Raw genomic sequence first — 11,274 nt, forward strand, 5'->3', positions numbered from 1 at the left:
CTGCTCAGAGTGCCGAGAACACGGCCGGTCCGGACGAAAGACCTGGTCGAGGCGCGGCTGAGCGCACGTTCAATCGCCCTGCCGCGGTATGGAGTGACACGTCCGGTCGATTTCCGGCGCTTGCTCCTTTGTTGATCACGGGCCTAATCTCCTGGCCGTCCACAAGGGACACCTTCCCCCTCCCCGAGTTACCAAGGAGCCGACGTGCGTCTTCGCTGGCACCACAAGATCAACTGCGCCACCCAGTTCGCTGTCGTCGCCGCGGTCCCGCTGTGGTGGATCTGCACGATGACGTGACCTCTCGCGGGCAGTACCGTCGGGGTATGACCGACTACGAGCACATCCTGGTCAAGCGCGACGGCGACACGATCACGATCACGATGAACCGCGCCGCCCGGCGTAACTCCCTGTCGGAGGCGCATCTCGCCGAGTTGCTGGCGGCGTTCCGCGAGGCGGGCACGACGGACGCGACCGGGATCGTGCTCGCCGCGGCGGGGCCGGTGTTCTCCGCGGGACATGACTTCGCCGACGTGGCGGCACGGGACTACGCGGGTGTCCGGGAGCTGTTGCGGCTGTGCGTCGAGCTGATGAAGACGATCCAGTCCGTTCCGCAGGTCGTCGTCGCGCGCGTGCACGGGCTCGCGACCGCCGCCGGCTGCCAGCTCGTCGCGTCGTGCGATCTGGCTGTCGCGGCGGAATCGGCCGGGTTCGCGCTGCCGGGTGGTAAGGGCGGGTGGTTCTGCCATACGCCGGCCGTCCCGGTGGCGCGGGCCGTCGGGCGCAAGCGGTTGATGGAACTGGCGCTGACCGGCGATCCAATCGACGCCGCGACCGCGCTCGACTGGGGCCTGGTCAACCGCGTCGTGCCCGATGAGCGACTCGACGAGGCCGTCGCCGAACTGCTCGGCCGGGCGACGCGGGGGAGCCGGGCGAGCAAGACGCTGGGCAAGGCGACCCTCTACGCCCAGCTCGACCGGCCCGAGGCGGATGCCTACGCGATCGCGCTCGAGGTGATGGCGGCCGCCTCGCAGACCCCCGACGCCCGCGAGGGCATGGCCGCCTTCCTCGAGAAGCGCAAGCCGAGCTGGTGAGTCAGTCCGGCTCGGCGAGCGTGAAATGGCCGAGCCGGGCGTACTTCTCCCTGTCCCGGCCGCGCATCACGAGCGCGATCACGACGCCCACGAGGAACATGCCGAGCGCGATCTCCGGCAGGTACTTGATGAACCACGCGTCACCCGCGCCCGAGAGCGCGCTGCGGTTCGCCACCAGCAGGTAGCACGCGCCGATCATCGCGGCGCCACCGATGATCGGCGCGACGAACGTCGACCACCAGCGGAAACCGTCGCGGGCCTTGGTCAGGAAGTACCGGATGATCGCGATCGACGCGAGCGCCTGGACGCCGAGGATGCCGAACACGCCGAGCAGCGGGGCCCAGGTGCCCAGTTTCAGCAACGCCCCTTCGGTGCTGGGGTCATACAGCACGAAGGCGAACCCGAACAAGGCCACCACGGTCGTCACCGTCATCGACGCGACCGCCGGGCTGTGCCGCTTCGACGTGAGCGCCATCCTCGCGGGCAGGACGCCTTCGCGGCCCAGCGAGAACAGGTAACGCGATCCCGTGTTGTAGAACGCCATCGCGCACGCGAACGAGCTGGTGATGGCCAGGATCTGCATGACCGTGGTCAGCGGCGAGCCGACATACCGGTCGGACAGCGGGTAGAACGCCGACGCGAACACGCCGTCGAACTGGTCCTTGACCGCCTGCACCGACTCGGGCAGGCCCCAGCCGGAGACGAACATGTACGACACGAACATGTAGAAGACGCCGAGCCCGATCACCGACGCGTACGTCGCGGAACGGGCGATCCGGTGCGGGTCACGGGATTCCTCGGCGTAGTTCGGGGCCATCTCGAAGCCGACCCACGACCAGAAAGCGGCGAACAGCGCGACCCCGGCCGCGGCACCGCCGAACACCGAGACAGCACTGCCGTTGCCGAAGATTTCGACCGGGTTGAACGGTTTCGCGGAGAACCCGTGCGCGCCGCCGTGCGCGAGGACGCCGATCCCGAGTGCCAGCAGCGCCAGCACCTCCGACACCAGCAGCACGCCGAGCACCTTCGAGGTCAGCTCGATGTGGAACCACGCGAGCAGCGTCATGACCGCGAGCCCGGCGATCATGTACACCCACGCGGGTATCGAAACCCCGGTCCACGACTCGACACTCGTGGCGGCGAAGTAGCCCATCACCCCGATCACCGCGGCCGCGAACACGACGTAGCACAACGCGATCAGCACGCCGCTGCCTACTCCGATGATTCGACCGAGCCCGCGCGTGACGAAGGTGTAGAAGCCACCGGCGGAGGTGACGCGGCGGCTCATCGCGATATAGCCGACGGAGAAGATCGTCAGCGCCACCGTGGCGAGCAGGAACGCGGCCGGGGCCGCATACCCGCCGCCCTGCACGGCGACCGGGACGTTGAACAGCATCGCGGTCAGCGGCGCGGCGCCGGTGACGATGCAGAACAGGACTGAGGGCAGGCCCAGCGCGCCGGCCGCGAGGCGACCGTGCTTGGGCTGGGATTCGGCGACGGCGATCGGACTGGCGGTGATATCGGTCATTCGATGCCTCCGGAGGGGACCGGGCGAATTCCCGAACGCTAGATCGCCGGCATTGCCTCGACGTTGCTGCCGGTAACAATCACCTTTCCTTGAGCAACAAGAGGGTGTACGCGGCGATCGACTGGGCGTCGGTGATCTCGCCGGTCCCGACGAGGCGCTCGAATTCGGCGCGGGTGAACCAGGCCGTGCGCATGTCCTGCTCTTCGTGCTCGCGTTCGTGCGGGCCCTCGGTGAGGCCGGTCGCGAGGAAGACGCGGCCCCGCTGGCTCGACATCCCGGCCGCGACGTCGAGCAGGCCCAGGTCCGCCATCTTCCCGGCGACCAGCCCGGTTTCCTCGCGCAGCTCGCGAGCGGCGAGTTCGAGCGGTTCGACCTCGGCCAGTTCGGGCGCGGTGCCCTGCGGGAACTCCCAGCGGCGCAGACCCAGCGGGTACCGGAACTGCTCGACGAGGTGCAGCCGGTCGTCGTCGAGGGGGATGACGAGGGCGTACTGGGGCTTGTCGATGACGCCGTAGATGCCCGCGGAACCGTCGGGGCGGCGGATACCGTCCTCGCGCACGGTCATCCAGTCGTTGCGGTACACCTCGCGGGAGCTCATCTGCTGAATGGGATCCACCCGATCAGTGTGCCGAACGCGTCTTCTACCCTCCTCGGGTGCGCCTCGTGATCGCTCGCTGCCAGGTCGACTACGCCGGCCGCCTGACCGCCCACCTGCCGATGGCCATCCGTCTGCTGCTGGTCAAGGCCGACGGGTCGGTGTCGATCCATTCGGACGACCGCGCCTACAAACCGCTCAACTGGATGAGCCCGCCGTGCTGGCTCATCGAGGACGGCGACCTCTGGACCGTGCAGAACAAGGCCGGCGAGAAGCTCGTGATCAGCATCGAGGAGCGGATCAACGACGTGAAGCACGAGCTGGGCGCCGAGCCGGGCCTGCAGAAGGACGGCGTCGAAGCCCATCTGCAGGAGCTGCTGGCCGAGCACATCACGACGCTCGGCGACGGCTACTCACTCGTGCGGCGCGAGTACCCGACCGCGATCGGGCCGGTGGACATCCTGTGCCGCGACGCCGACGGCGGCACGGTCGCGGTCGAGATCAAACGCCGCGGCGAGATCGACGGCGTGGAGCAGCTGACGCGGTACCTGGAGCTGCTCAACCGCGATCCGCTGCTCGCGCCGGTGCAGGGCGTGTTCGCCGCGCAGCTGATCAAGCCGCAGGCGCGGACGCTGGCCGAGGACCGGGGCATCCGCTGCCTGACGCTGGACTACGACCGGCTGCGCGGCACCGAGAGCGACGAGTTCAGGCTGTTCTGAACGTCAGACCGGCTCGGCACCGGCCGCGCGCAGACGTTCCCTCGCGGTGTTGGTGGCCCGGTGCAACCGCCCGCCGCGGGCCGCGCCGAGTCCGAAAGCCGGCATGTTGCCGTATACGGCTTCGTACTGCCCGGCCTTGACGAGGAACGTCTCGTGCCAGATGCCGGCACCGTGCCCGTGGCGGCTCACCCGCTGCCAGTAGGTCTTCTCGGCACCGGGATGCGCCTCACCGGTGTCGGCGGCGAACGCCTCGAGGTGCTCGAAGCTGCGCCAGTACTGGACGATCACGGGAAAGCCCATCGTGTAGCCGAGCAGGCCGCTGTCCGGATCCGCGGTGAGCCGGTCGAGCATGTGCTTCATCCCGCGACGGCCGCCCAGGTCTCGGAACCAGGCGAGCGGATGCCGCACGCTCGGCCGGGCCCCGATGAGGAACACCACGAAATCGCCGTCGAGCTCGGCGGCCCATTTGCCCTTGTGAATCTGCGCCATGGCGCCTCCACGCGTCCGACGGTCCGGTGTGAGGAAGTCGGCCGCGCGCGGGCTCGCGTTACCGCGGCGGCGCGGGCCACATTCTTCGATGCCGGAACAGTTGGGCTTCGGGCACCGCTAACGGTCATCGTTCGGCAACGGTCGGTAACAAGCGGGATGGTGCGCGCGTTCCCCAGTCCAAAGGCCACAGTGCAAGGGGAGTGCCGCCATTATGGATCCGACGAAATTGGGGATAGGTCTCGTCGCCGGTGCGGTCGTCGTGTCGGCCTCGGTTGTCGGGATCGCGCTTGCCATTCGCAACGGTGACAGCGCATCGAGTCCCTGCGCCGACAAGGCTCAGTCCGTGCCCTGCTTCAACGCCGCTGGTCAATGGGTCGGCGCCGGTGGCTCGGTGAGCACGCCGCCCACAACGTACCGATACAGTGCGCCGCCCACGACGAGCACGTACTCGCCTCCGCCGATTCGGAAAGACGACTTCACGGTCGAGTTGAAGGTCACGAGTAAACAATGCTTCGGCACTGCCGGCTGCAACGTCGTCGTGGAACCGATGTTGAACTACAAGTACGGCGCGGACCGAATGACTTCCTACGGCACCTGCGACGTCACGTACTCGATTTCGGGCGACGAATCCGGCGAGGTGATCGGCACCGCATATGGGGACGGTGGTACCCGGTTCCGGGTATCGAATTCGATACTCAGCACGAACTCGAGCAGGGTGCAGCCGAAGGCGACCGTCACCGACGTGACCTGCCGGTAGCAGCAGCCGTCGCTCCCGGGTTGCCGGTGCTCACTCCGTGCGGTTGGCTCCTCACCAACTTCGGTCTCAACACGGTCAACACACCCAGGTCGCCGACGCGCGCCGGATACCAGGTAGTAATGTGCGCTTGTCAGGTTGATCCTGGTGTTTCTTGTTGAATGGTGTTGACTCGTGGAGGTGCACCGGTGCATGTCCTAGCCGCAGCGAACCTGCGACTTGATGCGAGCGCGATCGACTACGTGTTGCTCGCGTTCTACTTCGTGCTGGTGCTCGGCATCGGCTACCTGGCCCGGCGGCAGGTTTCGACCAGTCTCGACTTCTTCCTGTCCGGGCGCTCGCTGCCGGCCTGGGTCACCGGCCTCGCCTTCATCTCCGCGAACCTCGGCGCCGTCGAGATCATGGGCATGTCGGCCAACGGTGCCCAGTACGGCCTGCCGACGGCTCACTACTACTGGATCGGCGCCATCCCGGCGATGCTGTTCCTCGGCGTCGTGATGATGCCGTTCTACTACGGCTCCAAGGTCCGCAGCGTGCCCGAGTTCATGCTGCGCCGCTTCGGGCCGGCCGCGCACTGGGTCAACAGCGCCAGCTTCGCGCTCGCGCAGATCCTCATCGCGGGCGCGAACCTGTACCTGCTCGCCAGCGTCGTCAACCTGCTGCTCGGCTGGCCGATCTGGGTCTCGATCATCGTCGCGGCCGCGATCGTGCTCACCTACACCGCGCTGGGTGGTCTCTCGGCCGCGATCTACAACGAGGTGCTCCAGTTCTTCGTCATCCTCGCCGCGCTGATCCCGCTCACCGTCGTCGGGCTGTACAAGGTCGGCGGCTGGGGTGGCCTGATGGACAAGGTCACGGGCAGCCCGGGTGGTGGCGAGCAGCTGCACTCGTGGCCGGGCAACCAGCTGACCGGCTTCTCCAGCAACTTCCTGTCGGTCCTCGGCCTGGTCTTCGGCCTCGGGTTCGTGCTGTCCTTCGGCTACTGGACCACGAACTTCGTCGAGGTCCAGCGCGCGCTGGCCTCGAAGAGCATGTCGGCCGCGCGCCGCACCCCGATCATCGGCGCGTTCCCGAAGATGTTCATCCCGTTCATCGTGATGATCCCGGGCATGATCGCCGCGGTCACCGTGACCGAGCTGATGGGCCAGAACAAGCAGGCGCTGCTCGACGGCACGTCCGCGCCCAGCGGGGCGACCTTCAACGACGCGCTCCTGCTGCTGATGCGGGACCTGCTGCCCAACGGCATCCTCGGCGTCGCCATCGCGGGCCTGCTCGCGTCGTTCATGGCCGGCATGGCCGCGAACCTGAGCTCGTTCAACACCGTGTTCACGTATGACATCTGGGAGCGTTACGTCAGGAAGGACCGGCCGGACGGGTACTACCTGCGCCTCGGCCGCGTGGTCACCGCGATCGCCACCATCCTCGCGATCGGCACGGCGTTCATCGCTTCGACCTACTCGAACCTGATGGACTACCTGCAGACGCTGTTCTCCTTCTTCAACGCGCCGCTGTTCGCCACGTTCATCCTCGGTATGTTCTGGAAGCGGATGACGAAGGCGGCGGGCTGGTCGGGCCTCGTGTTCGGCACCGCGTCGGCGGTCGTGGTGTTCGTGCTCAACGAGACCGGCACCATCAACCTCCCTGGCCAGGGCTCCAGCTTCCTCGCCGCGATCGCCGCCTTCGTGGTCGACATCGTCGTGAGCGTCGCGGTCACCTACGCCACGAAGCCCAAACCCGAAGCGGAGCTGGTCGGCCTCGTCTACTCGCTCACCCCGCGTTCGACCCTCAAGCACGAGACCACCGGTCAGGACGCCGGCTGGTACCGCAAGCCGGTCCTGCTGGCGGGGATCGCCCTGGTGCTCACCATCGCGCTGAACATGGCCTTCTAGGAGGACGACCGTCATGGCAACGGAACCCACGCGGCGCACGCGCAAGGCAGGCGCGTTCGACATCCGCCTCATCATCGCGCTGCTGACCGGCGTGTACGGCATCGTCCTGACCATCATGGGCGCGGCGTTCACCAGCGACGCCGAGATCGCCAAGGCCGCCGGGGTCAACATCAACCTGTGGGGCGGTGCCGGCCTGCTCGTGTTCACCGCGCTGTTCGTGCTGTGGGCGCTGGTCCGCCCGATCCGGGTACCGCAGGAACCGCCTTCGGGCGAATAGCTCCGTTCGCACGACCCGGCGAGGCCGGTGCGGATACGGTGCAGGCGTGCGTTCACCTGCCCGTTCCGCCCGGCCTCGTCTCGGCTGGCCCCTGCTGCTGGCCGCGCTGCTGGCCACCGCGTGCGGACCGGACCTGAGCAGGCAGAACTTCCCGCGCACCACGGTGACCGCCGCCGCCGCGGCGGACAGCCCGATCACCGACGAAGCCGCCTCCTTCGCGAACCTGCGCACGGTCGATCCGTGCGGGCTGCTCGACTCGCGGACGCTCTCGGAGCTGGGCACGGTCAAGGCCGGTTCGCAGGACGCGTCCTCGCTCACCGAATGCTCGGCCGACGTCGCCGACGCCGGCGGCAAGGACCTCTCGCTCAACCTCCAGCTCGACGACATCACCCTGAAGACGCGCGACGCCTCCGGCACGGTCGGCAGTCTGCCGCTGCTGGAGGACGGTCCGGACGGCAGCTTGTGCACGGTCACGGCCGTGACCTCTCGCAGCCCCGGCTACGGCATCTCGCTCCGTGTCACCTACGACGGCGGTGACCCCTGCAACGCGGGGCAGACCGGCCTGCAGGGCATTCTCCGGCGCCTGCATGACAATCCGGCTCGCCTGCCACAGCCGCCCAGCACGCTCCTCACCGTCGACTTCTGCGCCGTCACCGATGAGAACGTGATCACGGACGCACTCGGCCGTGGTTCGACGGGCCAGGTCTACGGCCTGCACGGGTGCACGTGGTCGGGCGGTTCCGCGACCGGATATCTGGACTACGGCATCAAGCCCGCGCCTGACGCGAACGGCGCCACACCCGTCGACCTCGGCGACGGCGTCACCGGCTACCAGCGGTTGGAGACCGGCTCAGGCCGCCGGTGCTTCGTGAACTGGCTGCACCTGCCGATGGGGAACGGATCGGGCGAAGTCGTCTCGGTCCAGTACGACAACTATCACGACGACGCCGCCAACGACGACGCCTGCGGCAAGGCGGCGGCGATCGCGCGGTCGGTGATCCCCAAGCTGCCGCACGCCTAGGAGACTGCCGAGGTTCACCAGCCTGAGGCAGCCCGGCTGTCCCGGTGGTCCCGGCATCGTAATCGCGGACCCGCGGACCCGCGGACCCGCGGACCCGCTGCCGGTGCTGGCGACCGTGGACGATCGAAGGTAGACAGAACACCGGAGATCGAAGCCAACGGAGGCGGTCAATGAAGAAGATCATCAACGATCCGGCCAACGTGGTCACCGAATCACTGCGGGGGCTCGCCGTCGCGCATCCCGACCTGCTCCGGGTCCAGTACGAACCGGACGTGGTGATCAGGGCGGGCGCCCCCGTGGCCGGGAAGGTCGCGGTCATCTCGGGCGGCGGCTCGGGGCACGAACCGCTGCACGCCGGGTTCGTCGGCGAGGGCATGCTCGACGCGGCCGTGCCGGGCGCCGTGTTCACCTCCCCGACACCGGACGCGGTGCAGGCCGCCGTCACGGCCACGACGGGCGAGGCGGGCGCGCTCCTGATCGTGAAGAACTACACCGGCGACGTGCTGAACTTCGAGACCGCCGCCGAACTGGCCGCCGCCGAAGGGCTCGACGTGCGCAGCGTGGTGATCGACGACGACGTCGCGGTCGCGGACTCCACGTTCACCGCCGGCCGCCGGGGCGTCGGCGGGACGGTGCTGCTGGAGAAGATCGCCGGCGCGGCCGCCGCACGCGGTGACTCGCTCGACGCGGTGGAACAGCTGGCGCGCAAGGTGATCGGGCAGGTTCGCTCGATCGGGGTCGCGCTCACCGCGCCGACCGTGCCGCATGTCGGTGAGCCCAGCTTCGACCTCGCGGACGACGAGATCGAGTTCGGCATCGGCATCCACGGCGAGCCAGGCCGCGAGCGCATCAAGCTCGAACCGGCCGACGCGCTCGTCGAGCGCATGGTCGCCGCGGTCGCCGAGGATCTGCCGTTCGGCGCAGGCGACCGGGTGCTGCTGTTCACCAACTCGATGGGCGGCACCCCGCTGGTCGAGCTGTACCTGGCGCACGGGATCGCCGAACGCCTGCTCGCCGAGCGGGGCATCACCGTCGAACGGCGGCTCGTCGGCCCGTACATCACGAGCCTGGAGATGCAGGGGATGAGCCTCACGCTGCTCAAAGTGGACGACGAGCTGCTGCAGCTGTGGGATGCTCCTGTCAACACCGCCGCACTGCGCTGGAGGAGCTGAGATGAGTTGCACCGCGAACGGGGTCGCGGATGCCCTGCGTGCCGCCGCGGCCGTCATCGCCGAGCACCGCGTCGAGCTGATCGAGCTCGACCGGGCGATCGGGGACGGCGACCACGGCGAGAACATGAACCGGGGCTTCGTCGCCATAGTGTCCTCTTTGGACACTGCGGTGCCCGAGACGCCGGGCGCGGTGCTCAAACTCGCCGCGACGACGCTGATCTCGAAGGTCGGCGGGGCCGCGGGTCCGTTGTACGGCACGGCTTTCCTGCGAGCCTCGACGGTGGTGGGTACCGGGTCCGAACTGGACACGGCCGCCGTGGTGGCCGGGCTGCGGGCCGCGCTGGAAGGCGTGCAGGCGCGCGGGAAGGCCGTCGAGGGAGACAAGACGATGGTCGACGCGCTGCTCGCGGCGGTGGCCGCGGCGGAGCAGGCGGCGGGCGCCGAGGGGGTGGACATCGCGGGCGTGCTCACCGCGGCCGCGGACGGCGCGGCCAAGGGTGCTGAGTCCACTGTGGACATGGTGGCGCGCAAGGGTCGCGCCTCCTACCTCGGCGAGCGCAGCGCGGGCCATCTCGATCCCGGCGCCCGGTCGACGGCGTTGCTGCTCGGCTCGCTGGCGAGGGCGGCGCGGTGACCGTCGGGCTGGTTCTGGTCTCGCACAGCGCGAAGCTCGCCGAAGGGCTCGCGGAGGTCGCCGCGCAGATGGCGCCCGAGGTGCCGATCGTGCCCGCGGGCGGGCTCGCCGAAGGCGGTATCGGCACGGACTACGACCAGGTGGTCGCCGCGATCGGGCAGGCCGACCGGGGGGACGGCGTGGTCCTGCTCTACGACCTGGGCAGCGCGCAGATGACGGCCGAACTCGCCGTCGAGTCGCTGCCCGAGGCCGAAACGGTCGCGGTCGCCGACGGCCCGTTCGTCGAAGGCACCGTTGCCGCCGCGGTTGCCGCACAGGGTGGGGCGAGCCGCGCGGACGTCGTCGCCGCGGCGGTCGCCGCGGGTTCCCCTGACCAGGCGGCGCCCACGGCCACCAGGGGAGCGGACGTGGACAAGCTGGAACTGGTGCTGCACAACGAAGTCGGCCTGCACGCGCGGCCGGCCGCCGTGCTGGCGCGCACGCTGTCCGGCATCGAGGCGGAGGTCAGCGTGGCGCTGGGGGACCAGGAGGCCGACGCGCACAGCGTGCTCGCCCTGATGTCGCTCGGCGCGCGCAAGGGCGACCGGATCGAGGTGCGGGCGCGCGGAGCGCAGGCGGCGCACGCGCTCGACGCCGTGCAGCAACTCGTCGAAACCGATTTCGGGGAGTCGTAGGGCGAACCATGGCAGTGTTCGCGGTACGGACGGCCAGGGGGCCGAACTGGGACCCAGCACTTGGAATCCGGCAGCAACCGGGCTGGGCTGAGCACGCCAGGTTCGCTGATGGGCTGGTCGAGGCGGGTGTCGTCGTCCTCGGCGGGCCGGTCGGCAGCGACAGCGAGGAAGACATCGCACTGCTCATGGTCGAGGCTGCCGGCGAAGCCGAGGTCCGCGCGGTCTTCGCCGAGGATCCGTGGACGACGGCCGGGGTGTTCCGCATCAAGTCGATCTGGCCGTGGACCATCTGGCTGGACGGCAGGTAGCCCAGGCTCGCTCCGCGGCGCCGGACGTGGCACTATCGATGGACTTACCGCCCGGTAGGTTCACCCGAGATCGCGGTCAGGTCAGCGGTTGGTTCCGGTTCGGTTTCCCCCGCGAGCCAATCG

General features: G+C 68.9%; 13 protein-coding genes. 10 read left to right on the plus strand and 3 right to left on the minus strand.

From position 1 onward, the window contains the following. The first annotated feature begins 323 nt into the window (after positions 1–323). A complete protein-coding gene (locus FG385_RS26580; protein WP_139099525.1) occupies positions 324–1,091 on the plus strand; it encodes an enoyl-CoA hydratase-related protein in 768 nt (255 codons plus the stop codon). A gap of 1 nt (position 1,092) precedes the next feature. On the opposite strand, the gene FG385_RS26585 is transcribed toward FG385_RS26580, so the two are convergent. Together FG385_RS26585 and FG385_RS26590 are read right to left on the minus strand one after the other, a co-directional pair. Next, entirely contained in the window at positions 1,093–2,619 is a 1,527-nt protein-coding gene (locus FG385_RS26585) for an APC family permease (protein WP_139099526.1), read from the minus strand. A 79-nt stretch (positions 2,620–2,698) separates the two neighbouring features. Continuing rightward, positions 2,699–3,235 (minus strand): NUDIX domain-containing protein, encoded by a 537-nt coding sequence (locus FG385_RS26590; RefSeq protein ID WP_139099527.1) that lies wholly within the window; start codon positions 3,233–3,235, stop codon positions 2,699–2,701. A 38-nt stretch (positions 3,236–3,273) separates the two neighbouring features. Between FG385_RS26590 and nucS the strand changes: the two genes are divergently transcribed. Beyond that, positions 3,274–3,933 carry an endonuclease NucS gene (gene nucS / locus FG385_RS26595; RefSeq protein ID WP_200834663.1) on the plus strand — a complete coding sequence of 220 codons (660 nt, stop codon included), beginning with the start codon at positions 3,274–3,276 and terminating at the stop codon, positions 3,931–3,933. Positions 3,934–3,936: 3 nt separating this feature from the next. Here the strand turns inward: nucS and FG385_RS26600 are convergent, their stop codons facing one another. After that, the gene (locus FG385_RS26600) at positions 3,937–4,422 is read right to left on the minus strand and encodes a monooxygenase family protein (protein ID WP_139099528.1); all 486 of its coding nucleotides are present in this window, start codon (positions 4,420–4,422) and stop codon (positions 3,937–3,939) included. A 211-nt stretch (positions 4,423–4,633) separates the two neighbouring features. On the opposite strand from FG385_RS26600, the gene FG385_RS26605 reads away from it, so the two are divergent. The 8 genes from FG385_RS26605 to FG385_RS26640 all read left to right on the plus strand — a co-directional run bounded on the left by FG385_RS26605 (position 4,634) and on the right by FG385_RS26640 (position 11,151). Continuing rightward, positions 4,634–5,179: a hypothetical protein gene (locus FG385_RS26605; protein WP_139099529.1), complete on the plus strand. Its 546-nt coding sequence runs from the start codon at positions 4,634–4,636 to the stop codon at positions 5,177–5,179. Between the two features lie 185 nt (positions 5,180–5,364). After that, on the plus strand, positions 5,365–7,065 hold the full coding sequence (locus FG385_RS26610; RefSeq protein ID WP_139099530.1) for a sodium:solute symporter family protein: 1,701 nt from the start codon (positions 5,365–5,367) through the stop codon (positions 7,063–7,065). A gap of 13 nt (positions 7,066–7,078) precedes the next feature. After that, on the plus strand, positions 7,079–7,342 hold the full coding sequence (locus FG385_RS26615) for a hypothetical protein (RefSeq protein ID WP_139099531.1): 264 nt from the start codon (positions 7,079–7,081) through the stop codon (positions 7,340–7,342). 46 nt (positions 7,343–7,388) lie between these two features. After that, entirely contained in the window at positions 7,389–8,363 is a 975-nt protein-coding gene (locus FG385_RS26620) for a DUF3558 domain-containing protein (RefSeq protein ID WP_139099532.1), read from the plus strand. 170 nt (positions 8,364–8,533) lie between these two features. Then, the gene (gene dhaK, locus FG385_RS26625) at positions 8,534–9,535 is read left to right on the plus strand and encodes a dihydroxyacetone kinase subunit DhaK (RefSeq protein ID WP_139099533.1); all 1,002 of its coding nucleotides are present in this window, start codon (positions 8,534–8,536) and stop codon (positions 9,533–9,535) included. Between the two features lies 1 nt (position 9,536). Next, positions 9,537–10,169 (plus strand): dihydroxyacetone kinase subunit DhaL, encoded by a 633-nt coding sequence (gene dhaL, locus FG385_RS26630; RefSeq protein WP_139099534.1) that lies wholly within the window; start codon positions 9,537–9,539, stop codon positions 10,167–10,169. Beyond that, positions 10,166–10,843, plus strand: a complete 678-nt coding sequence (gene dhaM, locus FG385_RS26635; RefSeq protein WP_139099535.1) for a dihydroxyacetone kinase phosphoryl donor subunit DhaM — start codon at positions 10,166–10,168, stop codon at positions 10,841–10,843. Before dhaL ends, dhaM begins: the two co-directional genes overlap by 4 nt. A gap of 8 nt (positions 10,844–10,851) precedes the next feature. Further along, positions 10,852–11,151, plus strand: a complete 300-nt coding sequence (locus FG385_RS26640) for a YciI family protein (protein WP_139099536.1) — start codon at positions 10,852–10,854, stop codon at positions 11,149–11,151. Positions 11,152–11,274: the final 123 nt, after the last annotated feature.

It is taken from the genome of Amycolatopsis alkalitolerans (genome assembly GCF_006152065.1).
Lineage (GTDB): Bacteria > Actinomycetota > Actinomycetes > Mycobacteriales > Pseudonocardiaceae > Amycolatopsis_E > Amycolatopsis_E alkalitolerans.

Bases quoted from the DNA above. Each gene is read 5' to 3' on its own strand.
- FG385_RS26580 (WP_139099525.1), top strand. From the start codon at position 324: ATGACCGACTACGAGCACATCCTGGTCAAGCGCGACGGCGACACGATC.
- FG385_RS26585 (WP_139099526.1), bottom strand. From the start codon at position 2,619: ATGACCGATATCACCGCCAGTCCGATCGCCGTCGCCGAATCCCAGCCC.
- FG385_RS26600 (WP_139099528.1), bottom strand. From the start codon at position 4,422: ATGGCGCAGATTCACAAGGGCAAATGGGCCGCCGAGCTCGACGGCGAT.
- FG385_RS26605 (WP_139099529.1), top strand. From the start codon at position 4,634: ATGGATCCGACGAAATTGGGGATAGGTCTCGTCGCCGGTGCGGTCGTC.
- FG385_RS26615 (WP_139099531.1), top strand. From the start codon at position 7,079: ATGGCAACGGAACCCACGCGGCGCACGCGCAAGGCAGGCGCGTTCGAC.
- dhaK (WP_139099533.1), top strand. From the start codon at position 8,534: ATGAAGAAGATCATCAACGATCCGGCCAACGTGGTCACCGAATCACTG.
- dhaL (WP_139099534.1), top strand. From the start codon at position 9,537: ATGAGTTGCACCGCGAACGGGGTCGCGGATGCCCTGCGTGCCGCCGCG.
- FG385_RS26640 (WP_139099536.1), top strand. From the start codon at position 10,852: ATGGCAGTGTTCGCGGTACGGACGGCCAGGGGGCCGAACTGGGACCCA.